This window comes from Mycobacterium sp. G7A2, assembly GCF_041902445.1.
Taxonomy (GTDB): domain Bacteria; phylum Actinomycetota; class Actinomycetes; order Mycobacteriales; family Mycobacteriaceae; genus Mycobacterium.
The window spans coordinates 1,890,772-1,912,998 of the sequence record NZ_CP169251.1 but is presented as its reverse complement, the minus strand read 5'-3'; the positions used below and the strand labels follow the sequence as shown (position 1 = coordinate 1,912,998).

18 protein-coding genes and 2 rRNA genes are annotated in these 22,227 nt (G+C 64.7%); 1 reads left to right on the top strand and 19 read right to left on the bottom strand.

Translation table 11 applies throughout. The features are described 5' to 3' along the window. Nucleotides 1-84: 84 nt before the first annotated feature. From ACEWX3_RS09335 to murA, 3 genes are all read right to left on the bottom strand, one after another. Nucleotides 85-3,201, bottom strand: a 23S ribosomal RNA gene (locus ACEWX3_RS09335). Nucleotides 3,202-3,662: 461 nt separating this feature from the next. Continuing rightward, nucleotides 3,663-5,182 (bottom strand): 16S ribosomal RNA (locus ACEWX3_RS09330). Together the 16S and 23S rRNA genes form the textbook arrangement of a ribosomal RNA operon. A 343-nt stretch (nt 5,183-5,525) precedes the next feature. Continuing rightward, complete coding sequence (murA, locus tag ACEWX3_RS09325; RefSeq protein ID WP_347222198.1) at nt 5,526-6,779, bottom strand: UDP-N-acetylglucosamine 1-carboxyvinyltransferase; 1,254 nt, start codon at nt 6,777-6,779, stop codon at nt 5,526-5,528. Nucleotides 6,780-6,871: 92 nt separating this feature from the next. Between murA and ACEWX3_RS09320 the strand changes: the two genes are divergently transcribed. After that, entirely contained in the window at nt 6,872-7,465 is a 594-nt protein-coding gene (locus tag ACEWX3_RS09320; protein WP_374159251.1) for a cob(I)yrinic acid a,c-diamide adenosyltransferase, read from the top strand. Between the two features lie 9 nt (nt 7,466-7,474). Here ACEWX3_RS09320 and ACEWX3_RS09315 read toward each other — a convergent pair whose 3' ends face one another. From ACEWX3_RS09315 to fadD1, 16 genes are all read right to left on the bottom strand, one after another. Beyond that, entirely contained in the window at nt 7,475-7,921 is a 447-nt protein-coding gene (locus tag ACEWX3_RS09315; RefSeq protein ID WP_374159250.1) for a DUF2550 domain-containing protein, read from the bottom strand. Between the two features lie 11 nt (nt 7,922-7,932). Next, the gene (locus tag ACEWX3_RS09310) at nt 7,933-8,298 is read right to left on the bottom strand and encodes a F0F1 ATP synthase subunit epsilon (RefSeq protein ID WP_207066847.1); all 366 of its coding nucleotides are present in this window, start codon (nt 8,296-8,298) and stop codon (nt 7,933-7,935) included. Nucleotides 8,299-8,369: 71 nt separating this feature from the next. Beyond that, nucleotides 8,370-9,803, bottom strand: coding sequence for a F0F1 ATP synthase subunit beta (gene atpD / locus ACEWX3_RS09305; protein ID WP_152518077.1), 1,434 nt, complete (start codon nt 9,801-9,803; stop codon nt 8,370-8,372). Between the two features lie 37 nt (nt 9,804-9,840). Continuing rightward, complete coding sequence (locus ACEWX3_RS09300) at nt 9,841-10,770, bottom strand: F0F1 ATP synthase subunit gamma (RefSeq protein WP_207066848.1); 930 nt, start codon at nt 10,768-10,770, stop codon at nt 9,841-9,843. Nucleotides 10,771-10,800: 30 nt separating this feature from the next. Then, on the bottom strand, nt 10,801-12,441 hold the full coding sequence (atpA, locus tag ACEWX3_RS09295) for a F0F1 ATP synthase subunit alpha (protein WP_163677584.1): 1,641 nt from the start codon (nt 12,439-12,441) through the stop codon (nt 10,801-10,803). Nucleotides 12,442-12,491: 50 nt separating this feature from the next. Next, nucleotides 12,492-13,823 (bottom strand): F0F1 ATP synthase subunit B/delta, encoded by a 1,332-nt coding sequence (locus ACEWX3_RS09290; RefSeq protein WP_221363136.1) that lies wholly within the window; start codon nt 13,821-13,823, stop codon nt 12,492-12,494. Nucleotides 13,824-13,825: 2 nt separating this feature from the next. Next, complete coding sequence (locus ACEWX3_RS09285) at nt 13,826-14,344, bottom strand: F0F1 ATP synthase subunit B (protein ID WP_152518081.1); 519 nt, start codon at nt 14,342-14,344, stop codon at nt 13,826-13,828. A gap of 15 nt (nt 14,345-14,359) precedes the next feature. Then, on the bottom strand, nt 14,360-14,605 hold the full coding sequence (locus ACEWX3_RS09280; RefSeq protein WP_098006198.1) for a F0F1 ATP synthase subunit C: 246 nt from the start codon (nt 14,603-14,605) through the stop codon (nt 14,360-14,362). A gap of 111 nt (nt 14,606-14,716) precedes the next feature. Continuing rightward, nucleotides 14,717-15,502 (bottom strand): F0F1 ATP synthase subunit A, encoded by a 786-nt coding sequence (gene atpB / locus ACEWX3_RS09275; protein WP_163677589.1) that lies wholly within the window; start codon nt 15,500-15,502, stop codon nt 14,717-14,719. 2 nt (nt 15,503-15,504) lie between these two features. Then, on the bottom strand, nt 15,505-15,957 hold the full coding sequence (locus ACEWX3_RS09270; RefSeq protein ID WP_152518083.1) for an ATP synthase subunit I: 453 nt from the start codon (nt 15,955-15,957) through the stop codon (nt 15,505-15,507). 274 nt (nt 15,958-16,231) lie between these two features. After that, nucleotides 16,232-17,458: a glycosyltransferase family 4 protein gene (locus tag ACEWX3_RS09265; protein WP_207066940.1), complete on the bottom strand. Its 1,227-nt coding sequence runs from the start codon at nt 17,456-17,458 to the stop codon at nt 16,232-16,234. A 59-nt stretch (nt 17,459-17,517) separates the two neighbouring features. After that, entirely contained in the window at nt 17,518-18,198 is a 681-nt protein-coding gene (locus ACEWX3_RS09260) for an L-threonylcarbamoyladenylate synthase (RefSeq protein ID WP_374159249.1), read from the bottom strand. A gap of 13 nt (nt 18,199-18,211) precedes the next feature. Then, nucleotides 18,212-19,039, bottom strand: a complete 828-nt coding sequence (gene prmC, locus ACEWX3_RS09255; RefSeq protein ID WP_374159817.1) for a peptide chain release factor N(5)-glutamine methyltransferase — start codon at nt 19,037-19,039, stop codon at nt 18,212-18,214. A gap of 23 nt (nt 19,040-19,062) precedes the next feature. Beyond that, nucleotides 19,063-20,136, bottom strand: coding sequence for a peptide chain release factor 1 (prfA, locus tag ACEWX3_RS09250; RefSeq protein ID WP_207066851.1), 1,074 nt, complete (start codon nt 20,134-20,136; stop codon nt 19,063-19,065). 97 nt (nt 20,137-20,233) lie between these two features. Further along, nucleotides 20,234-20,458, bottom strand: coding sequence for a 50S ribosomal protein L31 (rpmE, locus tag ACEWX3_RS09245; RefSeq protein WP_152518086.1), 225 nt, complete (start codon nt 20,456-20,458; stop codon nt 20,234-20,236). A gap of 173 nt (nt 20,459-20,631) precedes the next feature. Then, nucleotides 20,632-22,227 carry a fatty-acid--CoA ligase FadD1 gene (gene fadD1, locus ACEWX3_RS09240; protein ID WP_374159248.1) on the bottom strand — a complete coding sequence of 532 codons (1,596 nt, stop codon included), beginning with the start codon at nt 22,225-22,227 and terminating at the stop codon, nt 20,632-20,634.

Below are 22,227 nucleotides of genomic sequence, written 5' to 3'. Positions count from 1 at the left end.
GGGAGGTGTGTGGGCCCCGTGTTTTGGTGGTGGGGTGTGGTCGTTGTTGTTTGACCGTGTGGTGTGGTTGCGAGGTTTTGTTGTTGTTGTAAGTTTTCGGCCGGTTAGTGCCAGTTCCCTGCGCCTATTGCTAGGTGTGTAGGTCTGGTCTATCGATCCCGTGGTCTGCGGGGGGCCTTATCCCTCTAAAAGGGTGAGAAGCCTGGTCTTGGAGGGGGTTTCCCGCTTAGATGCTTTCAGCGGTTATCCTGTCCGAACGTGGCTATCCAGCGGTGCCCCTGGTGGGACAACTGGTGTACCAGAGGTTCGTCCGTCCCGGTCCTCTCGTACTAGGGACAGGTTTCCTCAAGCTTCTGACGCGCGCGGCGGATAGAGACCGAACTGTCTCACGACGTTCTAAACCCAGCTCGCGTGCCGCTTTAATGGGCGAACAGCCCAACCCTTGGGACCTGCTCCAGCCCCAGGATGCGACGAGCCGACATCGAGGTGCCAAACCATCCCGTCGATATGGACTCTTGGGGAAGATCAGCCTGTTATCCCCGGGGTACCTTTTATCCGTTGAGCGACACCCCTTCCACTCGGGGGTGCCGGATCACTAGTCCCGACTTTCGTCCCTGCTTGACATGTCCGTCTCGCAGTCAAGCTCCCTTGTGCACTTACACTCAACACCTGATTGCCGTCCAGGTTGAGGGAACCTTTGGGCGCCTCCGTTACATTTTAGGAGGCAACCGCCCCAGTTAAACTACCCACCAGGCACTGTCCCTGAACCGGTTTCACGGTCCGAGGTTAGAGGCCCAATACGACCAGAGTGGTATTTCAACAACGACTCCACAACCACTGGCGTGGCTGCTTCACAGTCTCCCACCTATCCTACACAAACCGTATCGAGCACCAATACCAAGTTGTAGTGAAGGTCCCGGGGTCTTTTCGTCCTGCCGCGCGTAACGAGCATCTTTACTCGTAATGCAATTTCGCCGAGTCTATGGTTGAGACAGCTGAGAAGTCGTTACGCCATTCGTGCAGGTCGGAACTTACCCGACAAGGAATTTCGCTACCTTAGGATGGTTATAGTTACCACCGCCGTTTACTGGGGCTTAAATTCTCCGCTTCACCCCGAAGGGTTAACGGGTCCTCTTAACCTTCCAGCACCGGGCAGGCGTCAGTCCGTATACCTCGTCTTGCGACTTCGCACGGACCTGTGTTTTTAGTAAACAGTCGCTTCTCACTGGTTTGTGCCACCCACTTGTGCTTGGGCCGCAAGGGCTTACACACCATGTGGGTCCCCCTTCTCCCGAAGTTACGGGGGCATTTTGCCGAGTTCCTTAACCATAGTTCACTCGTACGCCTTGGTATTCTCTACCTGACCACCTGTGTTGGTTTGGGGTACGGGCCGTGTGTGCGCTCGCTAGAGGCTTTTCTCGACAGCATAGGATCACCGAATTCGCCTCACTCGGCTATGCATCACCTCTCAGGATATATGAGACACGGATTTGCCTATGTCTCTCCCTACCGGCTTGCCCCAGTATTACCACTGACTGGTACGGCTACCTTCCTGCGTCACCCCATCGCTTGACTACTACCCGTCCGGGTCCCGCGCAGCCGGCACATCCCATTGACCCGAAGGTGGTGACATGCCATTTGGGCGGTTAGCAGAACGGATTCATCAGGGACGCTCACACACGGGTACGGGAATATCAACCCGTTGTCCATCGACTACGCCTGTCGGCCTCGCCTTAGGTCCCGACTCACCCTGGGCGGACTGGCCTGGCCCAGGAACCCTTGGTCTTTCGGCGGGCAAGGTTCTCACTTGCCTCATCGCTACTCATGCCTGCATTCTCACTCCCACACCCTCCACAACTAGCTCACGCTGCTGCTTCACCGGATGCAGGACGCTCCCCTACCCAGCGTATGAATACGCTGCCGCGGCTTCGGCGGTGTGCTTGAGCCCCGCTACATTATCGGCGCACAATCACTTGACCAGTGAGCTATTACGCACTCTTTCAAGGGTGGCTGCTTCTAAGCCAACCTCCTGGTTGTCTTCGCGACTGCACATCCTTTTCCACTTAGCACACGCTTAGGGGCCTTAGCCGGCGATCTGGGCTGTTTCCCTCTCGACGCACGGAGCTTATCCCCCGCCGTCTCACTGCCGCATTACACCGTGTCGGCATTCGGAGTTTGGCTGACGTCAGTAACCTTGTGAGGCCCATCGGCCATCCAGTAGCTCTACCTCCAACACGAACACTGCGACGCTGCACCTAAATGCATTTCGGGGAGAACCAGCTATCACGGAGTTTGATTGGCCTTTCACCCCTACCCACAGCTCATCCCCTCAGTCTTCAACCTAAGTGGGTTCGGGCCTCCACGCGGTCTTACCCGCGCTTCACCCTGGCCATGGGTAGATCACTCCGCTTCGGGTCCAGAACACACCACTACACCACACACTGTTGTGTGGATACGCCCTATTCAGACTCGCTTTCGCTACGGCTACCCCACCCGGGTTAACCTCGCGACATGTCCCTGACTCGCAGGCTCATTCTTCAAAAGGCACGCCATCACCCCACGCAAAGCGAGGGCTCTGACGGATTGTAAGCGCACGGTTTCAGGTACTCTTTCACTCCCCTCCCGGGGTACTTTTCACCATTCCCTCACGGTACTAATCCGCTATCGGTCACTGAGAAGTATTCAGGCTTACCGGGTGGTCCCGGCAGATTCACAGCAGATTCCACGGGCCCGCTGCTACTCGGGGAACATTCCACAGGAGCTGACAGATTTTCGCTTACGGGGCTCTCACCCACTACGGCAGACCATCCCAGGCCACTTCAACTAACCCATCAGTTTCTGACTCCTGCCCTCATCGGCGGATGAGAGAAGAAACGCCCCACAACACCGCACACACAACCCCCGCCGGGTATCACATGCACACGGTTTAGCCATCCTCCGCGTTCGCTCGCCACTACTAACGGAATCACTATTTGTTTTCTCTTCCTACGGGTACTGAGATGTTTCACTTCCCCGCGTTCCCCCCCGACACCTATGTATTCAGTGCCGGGTGACACGACATCACTCGTGCCGGGTTTCCCCATTCGGACATCCTCGGATCCACGCTCGGTTGACAGCTCCCCGAGGCATAACGCAGCCTCCCACGTCCTTCATCGGCTCCCAGTGCCAAGGCATCCACCATGCGCCCTTAAACACTTACAACACAAAACCAAAAAATGAGTCACCCACACACACCCCCACCAAAAGCAGGACTGCATGCGGATATCAGAAAAATTTGCATTACATGAGACGACAACCCACACAAAGACACCCACCCCCACAAAAGAAGGCAGGCCCTTCACACAAGCCATCATCTCGATGCTCGCAACCACTATCCACAAATCAAACACCACACCCCACCACCAAAGCGGGGCAACAACAAGAACCCCCAACCCCCACAAACTCGAGGAGGCCAAGAGCCGGCATCTGCCACCAACGCAGCAGACCCGCGGGCTTGTTGTCTCAAAGCCCAATAGTGTGTCTGGCAAGTCTTTTCGCGCGCCGGCTTTCCCCACCGACACGACATGTTCGTTGTGCACCAAACCCCGCCCACTACAGGCAAAGGGTTCCTCACGGCATCAGGTATGGCCCACTGCCACACCTATTCTCGTGGTGCTCCTTAGAAAGGAGGTGATCCAGCCGCACCTTCCGGTACGGCTACCTTGTTACGACTTCGTCCCAATCGCCGATCCCACCTTCGACGGCTCCCTCCACAAGGGTTAGGCCACCGGCTTCGGGTGTTACCGACTTTCATGACGTGACGGGCGGTGTGTACAAGGCCCGGGAACGTATTCACCGCAGCGTTGCTGATCTGCGATTACTAGCGACTCCGACTTCACGGGGTCGAGTTGCAGACCCCGATCCGAACTGAGACCGGCTTTGAAAGGATTCGCTCCACCTCACGGCATCGCAGCCCTTTGTACCGGCCATTGTAGCATGTGTGAAGCCCTGGACATAAGGGGCATGATGACTTGACGTCATCCCCACCTTCCTCCGAGTTGACCCCGGCAGTCTCTCACGAGTCCCCACCATAACGTGCTGGCAACATGAGACAAGGGTTGCGCTCGTTGCGGGACTTAACCCAACATCTCACGACACGAGCTGACGACAGCCATGCACCACCTGCACACAGGCCACAAGGGAACCGACATCTCTGCCGGCGTCCTGTGCATGTCAAACCCAGGTAAGGTTCTTCGCGTTGCATCGAATTAATCCACATGCTCCGCCGCTTGTGCGGGCCCCCGTCAATTCCTTTGAGTTTTAGCCTTGCGGCCGTACTCCCCAGGCGGGGTACTTAATGCGTTAGCTACGGCACGGATCCCAAGGAAGGAAACCCACACCTAGTACCCACCGTTTACGGCGTGGACTACCAGGGTATCTAATCCTGTTCGCTCCCCACGCTTTCGCTCCTCAGCGTCAGTTACTGCCCAGAGACCCGCCTTCGCCACCGGTGTTCCTCCTGATATCTGCGCATTCCACCGCTACACCAGGAATTCCAGTCTCCCCTGCAGTACTCCAGTCTGCCCGTATCGCCCGCACGCCCACAGTTAAGCTGTGAGTTTTCACGAACAACGCGACAAACCACCTACGAGCTCTTTACGCCCAGTAATTCCGGACAACGCTCGCACCCTACGTATTACCGCGGCTGCTGGCACGTAGTTGGCCGGTGCTTCTTCTCCAGGTACCGTCACTTGCGCTTCGTCCCTGGCGAAAGAGGTTTACAACCCGAAGGCCGTCATCCCTCACGCGGCGTCGCTGCATCAGGCTTGCGCCCATTGTGCAATATTCCCCACTGCTGCCTCCCGTAGGAGTCTGGGCCGTATCTCAGTCCCAGTGTGGCCGGACACCCTCTCAGGCCGGCTACCCGTCGTCGCCTTGGTAGGCCATTACCCCACCAACAAGCTGATAGGCCGCGGGCCCATCCCACACCGCAAAAGCTTTCCACCACCGACCATGAAGCCGATGATCATATTCGGTATTAGACCCAGTTTCCCAGGCTTATCCCAAAGTGCAGGGCAGATCACCCACGTGTTACTCACCCGTTCGCCACTCGAGTACCCCCGAAAGGGCCTTTCCGTTCGACTTGCATGTGTTAAGCACGCCGCCAGCGTTCGTCCTGAGCCAGGATCAAACTCTCCAAACAAAAACCCCCGGACAAACCGGGCAGAATCCGAATCAGAAAAATCTGACCAAGCAACCAGAAAAATCTGGCATCAAAAAAACATCCACCCCTAAACGGGAAAAAGAGGTGAACAAAAACAACAAACAAAAACCACCAAACACACTATTGAGTTCTCAAACAACATGTCCCTGTTTCGGGCAACCCTGCCAGCTTAGATCACTCTGGCTAGGAAGGTCAAGCCCCGTCCTGTTTGTCCGCTCGTTTCCGTTCGGACCCGGCCGGTTGGCTTCTGGCGGAAATACTACGCGCTGTCGCGCAAACGCCCAAATGGCCAGCGTACAGACTGTTTCGGTGCCGCGCAGCGTTATACGACGCGTTCGATCTCGGCACCGAGACTCACCAGGTTCTCGACGAACCGGGGGTAACCGCGATCGATGTGGAAGACGTCGTGAACCTCCGTGTCGCCGTCGGCGACCAACCCCGCCAGCACCAGCCCGGCGCCGGCCCGGATGTCCGACGACCACACCGGAGCACTCGACAGCTGCGGAATCCCCCGCACCACCGCGTGATGACCGTCGGTGCGCGCATCGGCGCCGAGTCGGATCATCTCCTCGACGAACCGGAACCGGGCCTCGAACACGTTCTCCGTGATCATCGACGTCCCGTCGGCGATCGCGGCCAGGCCGATCGCCATCGGTTGCAGGTCGGTCGGGAAGCCGGGGAACGGGAGCGTCGCGACGTTGACCGCTTTCGGGCGGTCGTACTGAACCACCCGGAATCCGTTGTCGTTCTGGGTGACGGTGGCACCGGCGTCGTGCAGTTTGTGCAGAACCAGCTGAAGGTGAGCCGGGTCGACGCCGGTGACAGAGATGTCGCCCCGGGTCATCGCGGCCGCGATACCCCACGTCGCCGCCACGATGCGGTCACCGATGACCCGGTGTTCGGTTGGATAGAGCCGGTCGACGCCGGTGATCGTCAACGTCGACGAACCAGCGCCCGCGATCTGCGCCCCCATCTGATTGAGCATCGTGCACAGATCGACCACGTCCGGTTCTCGTGCCGCGTTGTGAATCGTCGTCACCCCGTCGGCCAGCACCGCGGCCATCAGGATGTTCTCGGTCGCACCCACCGACGGGAACTCCAACTGGATCTCCGCGCCATGCAGGTGGTCGGCCTCGGCGACGACGCAGCCGTGTTCGATGTTGCACCGCGCCCCGAGCTGCCGCAGACCCGACTGGTGCATGTCCAACGGTCGGGAGCCGATCGCGTCGCCGCCGGGCAAGGCGACCTTGGCCCGCTTACACCGGCCCACCAGTGGTCCGAGCACACACACCGACGCCCGGAACTGACGCACCGCGGCGAAGTCCGCGTCGTATTTGGGCTCGTCGGGCGAGGTGATGCGCACGACGTCGCCGTCGAGTTCGACGTTGGCGCCCAACCCCCGCAGGACCTCGGCCATCAGAGGAACGTCGAGAATGTCGGGGCAATTAGTGATCGTGCTGGTGCCGTCGGCGAGCAGCGCAGCCGCCATCAGCTTCAGGACGCTGTTCTTGGCGCCCCCGACGGCGACTTCGCCCGATAACCGGCTGCCACCGGTCACCACGAAATGCTCGCTCACGCCGGTTAGTGTAAACAGCCCGCCGGGCCATGTCAGGCAGCCGAGCCGCAGGCCGTCACGCCGGTCGGCAGGGCGTGCCGTAGCGTTTCAGTATGGCTGTGCACCTCACCCGGATCTACACCCGTACCGGCGACGATGGGACCACCGGCCTCAGCGATTTCAGCCGGGTGTCGAAAAGCGATCTGCGCCTCTCGGCGTACGCGGACTGTGACGAGGTCAACGCGGCAATCGGGGTCGCGATCGCGCTCGGCTCTCCTGACGGGCGCGTGCGCGAGGTGCTTCTGCAGATCCAGAACGACCTGTTCGACGCCGGCGCGGATCTGTCGACACCCGTCGTGGCGGAACCCGAATATCCGCCGCTGCGCATCGAACAGCGCTACATCGACCGCTTGGAGTCGTGGTGCGACGAGTTCAACGAGGATCTGCCCGCGCTGAACTCGTTCATCCTGCCCGGCGGCACACCGTTGTCCGCGCTGCTGCAGGTCGCGCGCACCGTGGCGCGTCGTGCCGAGCGGTCGGCGTGGCAGGCGGTCGACGCCCACGGCGAATCGGTCAGCGTGTTGCCCGCGAAGTACCTGAACAGGCTCTCGGACCTGCTGTTCATCTTGTCCCGCGCGGCCAACCCGGACGGAGATGTGCTCTGGCAGCCAGGCGGACAGCGCGACGTCGACGACGCCGAGGGCTGACCGGCAGGGTCAGAAGCTCCGCCGCCGGGTCCGCGGCGACGGTCGGGACTCCAACCACGACGTGAACGCGGTCAATGCCCCGCGATCGAGTGCGATCTCATAACACCGCCCGCGTTCGGGCCCGGTGTCGCACAACTCCAGGATGATGATCTCGTTGGTCATGATGTCGAATTCGTCCCCGCGCGGCGAGCGGCGGGAGACGACTTCCAGCCCTCGCCGGGTCAATGTCCGATCCGGCCACCAACGGATGCTGGACAATCGGTAGAAACCGGCCTCGCCTCCCCGGTAGCGCATGACGCCGTGCCGCCAACCGTGTCCACCGATGGCCGGAACGTCCCGAAGGATCGCCGCCGTTCCTCCGACCTGCCTCAACTTCCAGAGGCGGTAGAACAACGCCGCGACGAGCAGCGCGAGCACACACACCAGCGCGACCATGAACAGCATGGACGCGCTCACCGGGCCGCTTCCTAGTCGATCTGCCCCAGGGCGCGCAGACGTGCGCGCCCCCAGGCGGCCGTCCTGGGATCGTCGGACTCCGAATCCTGTTTGGCCTCGTCGGCGTTGATCTCGGATTCGAACTGCGCGTTCTCGACCAGGATCCGGACCGCCTCTTCGGTGACGGACAGGAATCCGCCATCGACGGCGATCCTCAGGTCGTCCTCGCCCTCCCGCTCGACCCGGACCATCGCGTCGTCGACGAGCTGCGCGACGAGCGGGATGTGGTTGGGCAGGATGCCGATCTCACCGGCGGTGGTGCGGGTGAACAGGAACGTCGCCTCCCCGGCCCACAACTCGCGTTCCACGGCAACGATCTCGAGATTGAGAACCGCCACGTCACACCACCTTTCGGAGCTCGATGCTCGCCGAGCTCATCACACTCGTCCGTTCTTCGCGCGAGCGCTCATCACAACTTGGCGCCGAGGCTCTCGGCCTTCTTGGCCAGGTCGTCGAGGCCGCCGATGAGGAAGAACGCCTGCTCGGGCAGGTGGTCGAAGTCGCCCTTGGCCAGCTTGTCGAACGCCTCGATGGTCTCCTTCAGAGGCACCGTCGAGCCCGGCTGGCCGGTGAACTGCTCGGCCGCCATCATGTTCTGGCTCAGGAAGCGCTCGATGCGGCGCGCACGCTGGACCAGCTGCTTGTCCTCCTCGGCCAGCTCGTCGATACCGAGGATCGCGATGATGTCCTGCAAATCCTTGTAGCGCTGCAGGATTCGGATGACTTCCTGGGCGACGCGATAGTGCTCGTCGCCGACCACCGCCGGGTCCAGGATTGTCGAGGACGACGCCAGCGGGTCCACCGCCGGGAAGATGCCCTTCGAGAACACTGTGCGGGAGAGCTCGGTGGTGGCGTCGAGGTGCGCGAACGTGGTCGCCGGCGCCGGGTCGGTGTAGTCGTCGGCGGGCACGTACACGGCCTGCATCGAGGTGATCGACTTTCCACGGGTCGAGGTGATGCGCTCCTGGAGCTCGCCCATCTCGTCGGCCAGCGTGGGCTGGTAACCCACCGCGGACGGCATACGGCCGAGCAGCGTCGACACCTCGGATCCGGCCTGGGTGAACCGGAAGATGTTGTCGATGAACAGCAGCACGTCCTGGCCCTGCTCGTCACGGAAGAACTCGGCCATCGTCAGCGCCGACAGCGCCACGCGCATACGCGTGCCCGGCGGCTCGTCCATCTGACCGAACACCAGCGCGGTGTCCTTGAGCACGTTCGCGTCTTCGAGCTCGACCCAGAGGTCGTTGCCCTCGCGGGTGCGCTCACCCACGCCGGCGAACACCGAAGTACCACCGAAGTTGCGGGCGATGCGGTTGATCATCTCCTGGATGAGCACCGTCTTGCCCACGCCGGCACCGCCGAACAGCGCGATCTTGCCACCGCGCACGTACGGGGTCAGCAGGTCGACGACCTTCAGACCGGTCTCCAGCATCTCGGTGCGGGGTTCCAGCTCGGAGAAGGCGGGCGGCTTGCGGTGGATCGACCAGTGATCGAAGTCCTTGCCGTAGCCCGGCTCGTCGAGGCAGTCGCCGAGAGCGTTGAACACGTGGCCCTTGACGCCGTCACCGACGGGCACCGAGATGGAGGCCCCCGTGTCGGTCACCTCGACCCCACGGACCAGTCCGTCGGTCGGCTGCATCGAGATGGTGCGCACCAGGTTGTCGCCCAGGTGCTGGGCGACCTCCAGGGTCAGCGTCTTGGACAGCTCCTTGTAGGAGATGTCGGCGTGCAGCGCGTTGAACAGCTCGGGTACGGCGCCGCGCGGGAACTCGACGTCGACGACCGGGCCGGTGATGCGAACCACGCGACCCGTGGTCTCTTTGGCTTCTGCGGTTGCAGTCATTTTCTCTTCGCTTCCTTACGGGCCGTACTACTGAAGGTCATTTGGCGTCGGCCAGCGCGTTGGCGCCGCCGACGATCTCGCTGATTTCCTGGGTGATCTGAGCCTGACGTTCGCGGTTGGCGGCCAGCGTCAGGGCCTTGATCAGATCGTCGGCGTTGTCGGTCGCCGACTTCATCGCGCGGCGTCGCGACGCCGACTCCGAGGCCGCCGCCTCCAGCAGGGCCGCATAGACCCGGGTGGCCACGTATCGCGGCAGCAGCGCGTCGAACAGCGTCTCCGGATCGGGCTCGAACGAGAACAGCGTGCGGGGCCCTTCTTCGGGCTGCTCGTCCTCGATGTACTCGACCACCATCGGCGCGATCCGCCGGGCCACCGCGCTCTGCGACAACATCGACTTGAACTCGGTGAACACGATGTGCAGCTCGTCCACGCCGAGGATGCCGTCGTCGCCCGGCTCGTCACCGTCGTCGTCGGCCCCGGACATGAACGCGGTCACGAGCGTGTCGGCGATGTCGCGGGCGTGCTCGTAGTCGGGCCGCTCGGAAAACCCGGTCCAGGAATCGGTCACGGTGCGCTGACGGAAATTGAAGTATCCCAACGCTTTGCGACCCACGACGTACAGCACCGGGTTCTTGCCCTCTTCCCGCAGCAGCGAGAAGAGCTCTTCGGCCTGGCGCAGCACGTTGGCGTTGTAGGCACCGCAGAGCCCGCGGTCCGAGGACACCACCAGCACACCGGCCCGCTTGGCCTCTTCACGAGGAACCAGCAGCGGATGATCCAGCGCGCTCGCGCTGGCCAGCTCGGTGAGCATGTTGGTGATCTCGGTGCTGTACGGCCGAGCCGCCTCGACTCGGGCTTGCGCCTTGCCGATCCGCGAGGTGGCGATCAGTTCCTGTGCCTTGGTGATCTTCTTGATCGACCCGGCGGAACGGATACGCCCGCGGAGCTCACGCAGTGTTGCAGCCATCTAGCTCTCCAGACCCTTCAGCGCTCGGTCCTACTTCCCGGCCTGCTTACGGACCTTGACCGACTCCTTCTGGACATCTTCTTCGTCCATGGCCTCGGTCTCGGCCTCGTTGACCACCGAGCTTCCGTCCGAGGCGGAGAAGCCCTTCTTGAACTCGTTGATCACGTCGGACAGCTTCTCCTGAGCTTCCTCGGAGAGCTTCTTGGTCTCCCGGATCTCGTCGATGATGCCTTCGTGGGAGGCCTTGACGTGCTCGAGCAGCTCGGTTTCGAAGCGCGCGACGTCTTCCACCGGAACGGAGTCGAGGTGCCCACCGGTACCCAGGAAGATCGACACGACCTGATCCTCGACGGCGTACGGCGTGTACTGGGGCTGCTTGAGCAGCTCCACCAGCCGCGCACCGCGGTCCAGCTGGGCCTTTGACGCGGCGTCCAGGTCGGAGGCGAAGGCGGCGAACGACTCCAGCTCACGGAACTGTGACAGCTCCAGACGCAGCGACCCGGCCACCTCCTTCATCGCCTTGATCTGCGCGGCGCCGCCGACGCGCGACACCGACACACCGACGTTGATGGCCGGTCGCACGCCCTGGTTGAACAGGTCGCTCTCCAGGAAGCACTGGCCGTCGGTGATCGAGATGACGTTGGTCGGGATGAAGGCCGAGATGTCGTTGGCCTTGGTCTCGATGATCGGCAGGCCGGTCAGCGAGCCACCGCCCAGCTCGTCGGACAGCTTGGCGCAGCGCTCGAGCAGCCGGGAGTGGAGGTAGAACACGTCGCCGGGGAACGCCTCGCGGCCCGGCGGGCGGCGCAGCAGCAGCGAGATCGCGCGGTAGGCGTCGGCCTGCTTGGTCAGGTCGTCGAACACGATCAGCACGTGCTTGCCGTCGTACATCCAGTGCTGACCGATGGTCGAGCCGGTGTAGGGGGCAAGCCATTTGAAGCCGGCGGAGTCCGACGCGGGTGCGGCGACGATGGTCGTGTACTCCATCGCGCCACCCTCTTCGAGGGCCCGCTTCACCGAGGCGATCGTGGTGCCCTTCTGGCCGATCGCGACGTAGACGCAGCGCACCTGCTGCTTGGGATCGCCGGTCTCCCAGTTCTTGCGCTGGTTGAGGATGGTGTCGACGCAGACGGCAGTCTTGCCGGTCTTGCGGTCACCGATGATCAGCTGGCGCTGACCGCGGCCGATCGGGGTCATCGAGTCGATGGCCTTGATACCGGTCTGCAGCGGCTCGCTGACGCTCTGTCGCTGCACCACGGAGGGGGCCTGCAGCTCCAGCGCGCGGCGCTCGCTGGACTCGATGTCACCCTGCCCGTCGATCGGCTCACCGAGGGGGTTGATGACGCGGCCGAGGAATGCGTCGCCGACAGGCACCGACAGCACCTCCCCGGTGCGCTTGACCTGCTGGCCCTCCTCGATCTTGCCGAACTCACCGAGGATCACGGCGCCGACGCTGTGCTCGTCGAGGTTCAACGCGACGCCGAGGACGCCGCCGGGGAACTCGAGCAGCTCCTGGGTCATCACCGAGGGCAGACCCTCGACGTGGGCGATGCCGTCACCGGCGTCGATGACGGTGCCGACCTCTTCGCGATCGGAATCCGCGGAGAAGGAGGAGACGTAGTCCTCGATCGCTCCTTGGATGTCAGCAGCCGAGATAGTCAACTCTGCCATGGCTTTTCGCTTCCTGCCTTTTGGTGTTCTAGAGGGTCTGTGAGTTCGGGTCAGTCGGGCAGCCGGGTCTCGGCCGACGCCAGCCGCGAGGACAGCGAGCCGTCGATGACCTCGTCGCCGACGGTCACGGTGAGACCGCCGAGCAGGGAGGGGTCGACGTGCAGCTGCACCGACACCGGATGGCTGTAGATGCGGGTGAGCACCTCGGTGAGGCGGGTGCGCTGGGCGTCGCTGAGCTCGGCGGCGGCGGTGATGTGTGCGACCACCTCGCCGCGGCGTGAGACCGCCAGCTCGGCAAGGTCTCGCACCGCCTCGTCGGCCCGCTCGCCGTGCAGCAGCTCGACGGTCTGGGCCAGCAATGCCTTCGTGGTGCCGTTGGCCTTGTTCCCGAGAAGCTTGTCCAGCAACCCGATTCGGCCTTCGGCGGGCGTGGTGTAGTCGCTCAACAGGGCGCTCAGCTGGGACTCACCGTCGAGAATCCGGCTGAATCGGAAGAGCTGCTCTTCGACCTCACCGGCCTCGTCGTTGCGCTCGGCGCGCACCAGCAGTGCCAGGCGGGCGAGGTAGCGGATCGAGTAGGCCAGGTCATCCTCGGTGGACCAGCGCTGTGCCACCGCGGTTTTGACTAACTCGAGCGCGGTGTCGGACACCTTGCCCGACAACAGTGCCTCAGCCAGTCCGCTCTTGGCTTCGCCGCTGTCCGTGGGCTCGGCCAGATGCTTGCCGAGCACCGGCTGGGACCGCAGCAGCTCGGCCACCGAAACCAGATCGTCGGCCAGCGACGTGAGGCCGTCGGCGGGCACGTCGGTGGTCTGCTCATCGAACCGCGAGACCACGACCTCCATCGCCTCGCGGCTGGTGGCCCGCATCTTGGCTCCGGCACTGTCTGCGACGTTGGCCTCCGAGGGGGCCATCGCGTCGAGTTCGTCGAGGAACCGGTCCACCGTCGCAGCACGATTCGAGTCGTCGGAGACGTGCTGCTGCACGAGATCCCGCGCCCGGTTCACCGATTCGGTGCCCAGTTCCTGGCGGAGCTCGCGGATCAGCTGCTGACGCAACAGTTCCATCTGCGCGGCACCCTGGACCTTGATGCGCTCGACGTCGGCGTCGGCCTGCTCCCGAAGCTGAGCGGAGATCTTCTCGGCGTCTGCGCGAGCCTCCTCGACCACCCGCTTCGCCTCGGCCTCAGCTTCGGCGACCGCTTCGGCGTGCTTCTCGTCGGCGCGTGCCACCTTCTCCGCCGCAGCGGAACTGTCCTCCAGCTGCTGGCGGACGTTGTCCTGCTGCGTGCGCATCATGTTCCGCACCGGTGGCACCACATAGCGCACCACCAGGAACACGATGACCACGAACCCGATGAACTGACCGATGAATGTCGACATGCCTACCGTCCCTGGCTCGTCGTCTCGGCAGGGCCGGAGCGTGTGACGTCGACCCCGAGCACCCGGCTGGCCAACGTCTCGGACAGCGTCTCGATCGACGACCGCAGCTCGTCGGCGGTCTGCCGACCCTGCCGGGACAGTTCCTCGTTGGTTTTCTGCACCGCGGCGGTGGCCTCCTCGTTGGCACGCGCTCGCATGTCTTCGAGGATCTGCCGGCCTTCACCGCGCGCCTCGTCGCGGATGGACGAGGCTTCTCGACGCGCCTCGCCCATCACCTTCGCCGAGTCGCCGTGCGCGGCGGCGAGCAGTTCGGCCGACTTGCGGTTGTCCTGCTCCGTCTTGGCGACCATCGCTTCACGCTCGTGCAACACCGCGCTGATCGGAGGCACCACGAACTTGGCGATGACACCCAGCACGATCAGGAAGATCAGCAGCACGAAGATGAATGTGCCGTTGGGCAGCAGGAAGTTGTTCTGCCCGCCTTCCTCCGCGGCGAGGACAGTGATGCTCAGGTCACCCATGACTCTCCAGTCCGACTACGCGACCGGGGTGGCGAAGACGAACAGCGCCATGAACGCCAGGTTGATGAAGTACATGGCCTCCACCAGACCGACGGTGATGAAGAACGGCACGAACAGCCGGCCCTGGGCCTCAGGCTGGCGGGCCACGCCTTCGACCAGCGCGCTACCGACGACACCGTCGCCGATGGCTGCGCCGATGGCGCCGCCGCCCAGCAGAAGTCCACCGCCGATGAGTGCGCCGGCAGCGATCGTGGGATCCATTTCTTTCCTCCTTGCTAACTGGCAGGGCGTCCCTACCAGGTCTGGGTTGAGTCGATCAGGTTGGTTGGAGCTGGTTGGTCACAATGTCTGGTGAAGCTGTCTCGTGAAACCTCAGTGATGTTCGTCTTCGAGCTCCATCGACTGCCCGAAGTACAGGATCGTCAGCAGCGCGAAGATGAAGGCCTGGATGGCGCCGATGAACAGCTCGAACGACTTCCACAGCGCGTTGGGTGCCCACATGATGTAGGCCGGGAACAGCGCGATGATCGTCACCATGATGCCGCCGGCGAAGACGTTGCCGAAAAGTCGGAGGGACAACGAGATCGGCTTGGCGAGCTCCTCGACGATGTTGATCGGCGCGAGGAAAGCGACGTGTCCCTTGACGAGCTTAATCGGGTGGCCGACCGCGCCGCGGCGCCAGAAGCCCGCAGCGTGGTAGCAGATGAACACGAACAGGCCCAGCGCCAGCACGAAGTTGATGTCGGCGGCTGCCGGTTTGAGGAACTCGTGGATTCCGGTCTCGTCGCGGTACTGCCACGGGAACACCGACAGCCAGTTCGCCACCAGGATGAACACGAACAGCGTGACCGCCAGCGGCAGGACGAACGGCGCGATCTTCATCCCGATCGCGCTCTCGATCTGGTTGCGGGTCTGCACGGTGATGGCTTCCCAGAACAACTGCACACCGCTGGGCACGCCGGAGGCGGTCACCTTGGAGCGGAGGTAGAAGGCCAGAGCCAGGACGATGACCGCGGCGATCGACGTCGACAACAGCGTGTCGGTGTTGACGGTCAGACCGAACCAGTTGGCCTCGGTGTGCACGCCGACGTGGATCCCGGACTCGGCGGCCAGGATCGTCACCGGCTGTGCCGGGTCAACGACATTGATGTCCGTCATTGCTAGCTCGCATCTCCTTCAGCACCGTCACGGCCTTGGGTTGCTGCCCCGGACCGCAGTTTGCGGGCGACGGGCAGGGTGGTGGAGAACACCAAAAGCATCTGGAACAGCGCCATCCCGAACACCACCCCGAGCCCCTGCGGCCGGAAGACGAACGCGATGGCCAGGCCGATCACCGACAGCACCATGAGTCGGGCGGCCGAGTTCAGCGCCATGGCGCTCTTGAGTGGATGTTCCTTGGCGGTGATCTTGGTGACCGAGCGGCGCACCAGCACCGCGTTGATCAGGCCGAGCCCCAGGCCGATGCCGAAGAAGACCCCCACCATGACGTGACCGAGAAGAGCCGCGCCCAGGGTGCCCAGTCCGGCCAACACCACGCAGATCACGAAGAGTCGCAACGGCCTGAAAGCTATGGATGGCAACACCAACGGCGCGTCCTGCGCTGGCGTCGTCACTGACTCACCTCAATCCCGCGGTCAAGCATCATTCACCGAAGCCGTCCTGGATGGTTCCTGTGCGTGGCGCCCGTAGCGTATCGGAGGGCGGCAGACGCGCCGGAATCACCCAAGGGGTAGCTCCTGTGATCGGTCAAACTGTCGGTCGTTGGTCCATTCCGTCCGCCGCTGAAACGGTGGCGCCGAACGGGCCGGAGGGCCGGCAACCCGCGAGGTTCTTCGGGTTCTGAGAGCACCCTAACATATGGTCGAGGCCACAAAAGAGGGCCTACTACTACCTGTCGTATACGCTTTGCGAAGTGGCCTCGCCGGCAGCATTCCTGCGCCGCAGGAGCGGGATCAGCGTCACCACGACGGCGACCAGGATGGCGGCACCCATCACCGCGGCGGTGTCCCGCGGATCGAAGAAAATGGTGCTGGCGGCCCCCAGCGCAACGATGCCCACCCACAGGTAGATCAGTAGCACCACGCGGCGGTGGGAGTGCCCGATCTCGAGCAATCGGTGGTGCAGATGCATCTTGTCCGGGCTGAACGGGCTCAGGCCGGCGCGGGTGCGGCGGATGATGGCCAGCAGCATGTCCAGCGCCGGGACGAACATCACGGCCACGACGAGCAGGAACGGCGACAACAGTGCGAAGACGTCGCGCACCCCGTACGCGGTCTGCGAGATGGGCCCCGCGGCGGTGGTGGACGCGGCGGCCAGCATCAGCCCGATCAGCATCGAGCCCGAGTCCCCCATGAAGATCCGGGCTTTGTGGAAGTTGTGGGGCAGGAAGCCGAGGCAGGCGCCGGCCAGCACCACCGAGATCACCGCGGGCGGGTAGAACAGCACGTCTCCGCCGTGGTCGCGCAGCAGACCGACCGAGAACAGGCAGATCGCCGATGCGGTGATCAGCCCCAGCCCCGCGGCCAGGCCGTCGAGCCCGTCGACGAAGTTCATCGCGTTGACGATGGCCACGGTCAGCGCGAGGGTGAGCAGGATCGACGCGACCTGGTCGAGCACGATGGTGCCCACCCCGCCGATCGGGATGTAGAGCACACTCCAGGCCACACCCATGGTGACCAGCACACTGGCGGCGGTGATCTGGCCCGCGAATTTCGTCAGTGCGTCCAGCCCCCACCGGTCGTCGATCAGGCCGACGAGCATGATCAGCCCTCCGGCGACCACGACCGCGGGCATGCCCGAGGAGTAGACGAACCCGCGAGTGAGCGCGGGCAGTTGCGAGGCCAGCAGTACCGCGGCCACCACGCCGAGGTACATCGCCAGCCCGCCCATCCGCGGGGTCGGCTGCAGGTGCACGTCGCGTTCCCGCGGGTAGGCCACCGCGCCCCACTTCGTCGCCAGCACGCGCACGAAGCCGGTGGCCAGATAGGTGATGACGGCCGCGGTGAGGCCGACCAGCGCCAACTCGCGCAGTGGGACACCGGCGCCGCGATCGGACAGTGCCAGCAGGGTTTCGTGCCCAGAGAAGGCGAGCGGGCTGGGGCGCTCGGCCAGCACGAGAAGGTTCTCGGCCTGCTGGGCCGCCGCGATCACCGCTGCACCGTGTGCCACCAGAGTCAGGCCTGGTCTGCCGGCTGCTCGGGGTCGTCTGTCAGGCTCTCGGCGTCGACGCCCAGCACCGACGCGATCGCCTCGACTGTCACCGGGCCCTGTCGCAGCACCCGCGGGTGCGCGCCGGTGAGGTCGACGATCGTGGAGGCGGACTGCTGCTCGGCGGGTCCGCCGTCGAGGTAGACGTCGACCAGGTCGCCGAGTTGGTCGCGGGCCTGGTCGGCGGTGACCGCCGCCGGCCGCCCGGAGATGTTGGCGCTCGAGACCGCCATCGGGCCGACCGCGCGCAGCAGTTCGATGGCCACCGGGTGCAGTGGCATCCGCAGCATCACCGTGCCATTGGCGTCGCCGAGGTCCCACGCCAGGGACGGGGCCTGCCGGACAACCAGGCTCAGTGCCCCCGGCCAGAACGCGCGGATGAGTTCTTTGGCGCTGTTGGGCACGGTGTAGACCAGGCCTTGGATCGTGTGCCACGACCCGACCAGGACCGGCACCGGCATGTCCCGGCCCCTGCCCTTGGCCGCCAGTAGCGCGGCCACGGCGCTGCCGTCGAACGCGTCGGCGCCGATGCCGTAGACGGTGTCGGTGGGCATCACCACCAACCGGCCACCCTTCAGGGCGCTGATCGCTGCGGCGATACCGGTTTCGCGCTCCCCCGGGTCGGTGCAGTCGAACAAATCGGTCACGAAAGCCAGCCTCTCACCCGCCGCGTACCGCGGTCACGAATCGGGGTCGTCCGGACAGGTCGTGTCGGGCGTTGACCTCGACGAACCGCCGGGTGGACAGCAACGCGTCGGCGGTGCGTGCCGACGTGGTGTCGTCGTGTTCGATGGCGCACCGGCCGCCCGGACGCACCAGCCGGGCCGCCAGACCGGCCAGCGGATCGATCACGGCCATGCCGTCGCGGCCGCCGTACAGGGCGTGGGCCGGATCGTGTTCGGCCACCTCGGGAGACAGCTCTGCACCGAGCGGAATGTAGGGCGGGTTGGCGACCAGCAGGTCGACGGTGCCGTCGAGGTCGCTCAGCACACCCGGGCGGGTGACATCGGCGCACCGCAGCTGCACCGACGTCCCGGCCGCGTTGCGCCGGGCGTACGTCAGCGCCTCCTCGTCATCGTCGACCGCGATGACCTGCGCTGACGGCCGCTCGCTCGCCAAGGCGATGGCCAGCGCCCCCGACCCCGTGCACAGGTCGACGATCACCGGCCGGTCGGGCAAGGGCTGGGCCAGCGCCCATTCCAGCATCGACTCGGTTTCCGGCCGCGGGATGAACACGCCCGGGCCGACCGAGACGGTGACGGGGCCGAACGGAGCGTTTCCGGTCAGGTGTTGCAGCGGTCTCCGCGCGGCGCGGGAAGCGATCAGCTCGTGATAGCGATCGGCGAACCCCGGCCAGGGGTCGGTGAACGCCAACCGACTGCGGTCGGTGCCGGCGACGTGGGCGGCCAGCAGTTCGGCGTCGACCCGTGGCGAGGCGACGCCGGCGGCGGCCAAGGTCTCCGTCGCGGCGTCGATCAGCCGGCGCATCGTCACCGGCCGCTCGGCCACGCTCACGTGCTCTGCAACCGAGCCTGTTTGTCGGCGGCGGCCAACGCGTCGAACAGCGGGTCCAGGTCACCGTCGAGCACCTGGTCGAGGTTGTGCGACTTGTAGTTGATGCGGTGATCGGCGATCCGGTTCTCCGGGAAGTTGTAGGTCCGGATGCGCTCGCTGCGGTCCACGGTGCGAATCTGGCTGGCCCGGTCGGCCGACGCGTCGGCCTGCGCCTGCTCCTCGGCCATCGCCTGGAGCCGCGCGGCGAGCACCTGCAGGGCGCGGGCCTTGTTCTGCAGCTGCGAGCGTTCGTTCTGGCAGGTGACGACGATCCCGGTGGGCAGATGCGTGATCCGGACCGCGGAGTCGGTGGTGTTCACGCCCTGGCCGCCCTTACCCGAGCTGCGATAGACGTCGATGCGCAGGTCGGATTCGTCGATCTGGACCTGCTCGACCTCCTCGGGCTCCGGATAGACCAGCACGCCGGCCGCCGACGTGTGCACGCGGCCCTGAGATTCGGTGACCGGTACGCGTTGCACCCGGTGCACGCCGCCCTCGAACTTGAGCCGCGACCACACCCCGTCGGCGGAGTCGCCCTTGCTGGTGATCGACAGCGTGGCGTCCTTGTAGCCGCCCAGGTCCGAGGTCGTCTCGTCGAGAACCGTCACGGTCCAGCCGTGCCGTTCGGCGTAGCGGATGTACATCCGGGCCAGGTCCGCGGCGAACAGCGCCGATTCCTCGCCGCCCTCGCCGGACTTGACCTCGAGCACGATGTCGTCGGCGTCGTGCGGATCGCGCGGTGCCAGCAGATCGGTCAGGCGCGCGTCGAGCGCTGCGACGGTCTCGGACAACTCGTCGACCTCGGCGGCGAAGGAGTCGTCGTCGGCGGCGAGTTCGCGGGCCGCGTCGAGATCGCCGCGGGCGGTCTCGAGCTTGCGGTAGGTGGTGACGATGGGGGTCAGCTGCGAAAACCGGCGGCCGGCCTTGCGAGCGGCGACCGGATCGGCGTGTAGCTCGGGATCGGACAGTTGGCGCTCGAGATCAGCGTGCTCGGCGAGGATGGCCTCGATCGCGGGTGCGATATCGGTCATCTCGCCTCCTTCGGCCGTTCTCGGGTTCTGCGATCAGCTCCGATCCACGAAACGGCGCCCGCCTGCGCAGTGCAGCAGACGGGCGCCGATCGGAGGGCTACTTGTCGGCAGCCTTGGCGCGCTTGCCGTAGCGCTTCTCGAAGCGGGCCACGCGGCCGCCGCTGTCGAGGATCTTCTGCTTGCCGGTGTAGAACGGGTGGCACTGCGAGCACACCTCAACGGTGATCTGCCCGCTCTTCTTGGTGCTGCGGGTGGTGAAGCTGGCACCACAGCCGCACAGCACGGTCGTGTCTACGTAGTCAGGGTGGATACCCGATTGCATGGCTTCCTCTTCCATCGGGGGCCCCGGGTCGCCCTCCCCCGGCCGAATGGACCGGAAAGGAGTGTGCGGCGTGAACCGGGACCGAGGTCGTGACGTTCCGGCCCTGGGGCCGGATGCCTGGTGCGATTATGCCAGGTCAGCCGCCAGTAGCCTAAACGCGCACGCGGCGGAGGCTATTCCTGGCGATCGGACTGGACGTAGGCCTGCCCTCCGCGCCGCCACAGCAGCCGACCGGCGGGGTCGGTGCCCATCGACACGAGTTCTCGTTTGAGCACCTTGTTCGTCGCGGTACTGGGTAGCTGTTCGGCGATCCAGACGTATCGCGGCCACGCCTTCGGGGACAGGTCCGGTTGCGCGGCGAGGAAGTCCGTGAACTGTTCGGGACTCAACGTGGCGTCGTCCTGCAGGACGATCGCCGCCATCACCTGATCGCCGACGAGCTCATCGGGAACGGGATAGACGGCGACCTGGCTGATGGCGGGTAGCCGGATCAGGATGCGCTCGATGGGCGCCGCAGTCATGTTCTCGCCGTCCACCCGCATCCAGTCCGCCGTGCGGCCGGCCAGGTAGATCCAGCCGGCGGCGTCGCGGTAGGCGAGATCGCCGGACCAGAACATGCCGTTGCGCATCCGCTCGCCGGTGGCACCGGGATCGTTGTAGTACCCGGCGAACATGCCGGACCCCTCGGTGTTGACCAGTTCTCCGATGGCCTCGTCGGGGTTGATCAGTTGGCCGTGCGCATCGAACCGGGCGACTGCACATTCGGACACGGTGTCGGGGTCGTAGATCGCCACCCCGGGGAAGCCCTTGCCGATGGAACCGGGCGGGCACCCCTCCTCGCGCGTGACGGTGACCGCGTTCTCGGTCGAGCCGAAGCCGTCCCAGACCGTGCAGCCGAAGCGTCTGCCGAATTCGGCGATGTCACGGTCGCTGGCCTCGTTGCCGAACGCGACGCGAAGCGGGTTGTCGTGGTCGTCGGGCCGCTCGGGGCTGGCGAGGATGTAGGCCAGCGGCTTGCCCACGTAGTTCATGTATGTGACGCCGTAGGCGCGCACGTCGTCGATGAACCGCGACGCGGTGAACTGGGCGGGAGCCATCGACGCGGCGGCGTTCAAGGCCACCGACCAGCCGGCCAGCACTCCGTTGGAATGGAACAGCGGCATCGACAGGTAGCAGACGTCCTCGCCGGACAGTTCGAAGCGGGCAACCAGCGCCGCGCCGGCGAGCAGCACCATCGCATGCATGACCTTGACGGCTTTCGGGTCGCCGCTGGTCCCGGAGGTGAAGATCAGCATGAACGTGTCGGTGGCCGCGACCTCGCGATGCGGTCTCAATTCGCCCTTCGCGGGAGCGGTCAGGTCCTCCCAGTCGGGGCCGCCCACGAGCAGCACCCGCACCCCGGGCAACTCCAGCCCGTCGAGCAGGCCGACGTGCTCAGGGTCGGTGAGCAGAATCTGGCAGTCGGCGCGCACGATGTCGCGGGCCAGCGCGGCGCCGCGGCGGGTGTTGTTGATGCCGCAGACGACGTACCCGCCGAGCCCGGCCGCGGCCATCGCGGTGAGCATGTCCGGGGTGTTGCCGAGGAGAACGCCGACGTGCAACGGGCGGTCGGGATCGGCGATGCCGATCAGGGCGGCTGCCTGACGGGCGGCCTCGTCGAGGTGCTCGCGCCACGTCCAGGTCTGTGCGCCGCACTTCACCGCGACCCTGTCGGCGATCTCGTCGTTGTCGCGCAGTTCTCGCAGCAGCTGTTGAACGGTTTCCGCCAC

What these genes read in the sequence shown, in the direction of transcription:
- ACEWX3_RS09320 (WP_374159251.1), top strand. Translation starts at nt 6,872, where the DNA reads ATGGCTGTGCACCTCACCCGGATCTACACCCGTACCGGCGACGATGGG.
- atpD (WP_152518077.1), bottom strand. Translation starts at nt 9,803, where the DNA reads ATGACTGCAACCGCAGAAGCCAAAGAGACCACGGGTCGCGTGGTTCGC.
- ACEWX3_RS09300 (WP_207066848.1), bottom strand. Translation starts at nt 10,770, where the DNA reads ATGGCTGCAACACTGCGTGAGCTCCGCGGGCGTATCCGTTCCGCCGGG.
- atpA (WP_163677584.1), bottom strand. Translation starts at nt 12,441, where the DNA reads ATGGCAGAGTTGACTATCTCGGCTGCTGACATCCAAGGAGCGATCGAG.
- ACEWX3_RS09290 (WP_221363136.1), bottom strand. Translation starts at nt 13,823, where the DNA reads ATGTCGACATTCATCGGTCAGTTCATCGGGTTCGTGGTCATCGTGTTC.
- ACEWX3_RS09285 (WP_152518081.1), bottom strand. Translation starts at nt 14,344, where the DNA reads ATGGGTGACCTGAGCATCACTGTCCTCGCCGCGGAGGAAGGCGGGCAG.
- ACEWX3_RS09280 (WP_098006198.1), bottom strand. Translation starts at nt 14,605, where the DNA reads ATGGATCCCACGATCGCTGCCGGCGCACTCATCGGCGGTGGACTTCTG.
- atpB (WP_163677589.1), bottom strand. Translation starts at nt 15,502, where the DNA reads ATGACGGACATCAATGTCGTTGACCCGGCACAGCCGGTGACGATCCTG.
- prmC (WP_374159817.1), bottom strand. Translation starts at nt 19,039, where the DNA reads ATGCGCCGGCTGATCGACGCCGCGACGGAGACCTTGGCCGCCGCCGGC.
- prfA (WP_207066851.1), bottom strand. Translation starts at nt 20,136, where the DNA reads ATGACCGATATCGCACCCGCGATCGAGGCCATCCTCGCCGAGCACGCT.
- rpmE (WP_152518086.1), bottom strand. Translation starts at nt 20,458, where the DNA reads ATGCAATCGGGTATCCACCCTGACTACGTAGACACGACCGTGCTGTGC.